General features: G+C 64.7%; 1 protein-coding gene. It reads left to right on the top strand.

Annotation, left to right across the window (positions count from 1 at the left end):
• Positions 1-1,151: hypothetical protein (locus H7828_RS22675; RefSeq protein WP_226783327.1), on the top strand; the 1,151-nt coding region annotated here is incomplete at both ends.

Below are 1,151 nucleotides of genomic sequence, written 5' to 3'. Positions count from 1 at the left end.
ATGCTGGTCTCCGAAAACACCACCTTCACCCTGCAGCTGGCGGCGGGCACCCATACGCCCGCGACGCGCCAGACGCTGGATGACCTGGAGTGGTCGTTCGGATCGAACCAACTGAAGATCCTCGGGGCCGATGTGTCGGGGGGAGAGCCGACGACGATCATCGACGGGGCCAGCCTGCCGAACGGCTGGTGGACGAAATATTCCGAGATTGCCCGCGCAGTTAACTTCGTGGTCGAGGACATCAAGTTCACCGGGTTCTCGACGCGGGTCTTCACCCTGCGCTATGGCGGCGGGCGCTGGTCGTCGCGCAATCTCTGGTCCACCAGTGCTGGCGGGTTGCTGGAACTGCGGGGCTTTCATTGCGAAGTGCGCGGGTCGGATGCGGCCACGCCATCCGAGATCACCGGCTACACCTCCGGCGCGATTGTCATCATCGATTGTTACTACGAAATCGGAGACGGGTCCGACCTGTCCGAGAGCGGCGTGATCGAATTTGACGGGACAGGCACGTCGATCAGTATCTCTCGACGCAGCGTCGGCTATGTCCGGTCTTGTGTCGGCAAGGCGGCAAGCACCCACATCGAGCTCTCGCGCCTGGCGCGGTGCCGGACCCAGAACAACAGTTTCGCGGGATGGACCTATGCGGCGATCTGGCGCCAGGACGCAAGCGCGATCTGGAACAACGACGAAAGCAACCTCGACACCATCGACGCGGCGAGCCTGACCACCGCCACGCCGTTCCTGCGCACCGGCGGTGTGGGTGAGACGCCCTGGTCGGCAGGGTCCACCTGGGAGCCGCACGCGCAGTTGCACGGCTGCACGGTGTCCATCGCATCGAACAGTTCGGAGACCGACCGCGACATCACCGAGATCGCGACCGGTGGCCTTGAGGCCCTTGGCCCGCGGCTGCCGGAATTCTTCTGGTTCTCGAACAACGCAGGGGTGCGCCTGTCCTATCTGGTCACGGTATCGGACGGCAACGCAGTAACACTGCGGGTGCGCACGGGCGATCAGCTGGTGGCCTCGATCGTCATCCCGTCGGGATCAGGATCGCGCGACTTCTGCGTACAGTTCGACATCCGGTCAGGCAGCGCAGACGCGGCCGCCGGCAGCTTCTCGGCGCTGGCCTTCGGCGATGGCAGCGTGGTGGC

It is taken from the genome of Oceaniglobus trochenteri (assembly GCF_020529025.1).
GTDB classification, from domain to species: Bacteria; Pseudomonadota; Alphaproteobacteria; order Rhodobacterales; family Rhodobacteraceae; genus Oceaniglobus; species Oceaniglobus trochenteri.
Note: the sequence above shows the minus strand (reverse complement) of the source record. Positions and strands in the feature narration are given on the sequence as shown.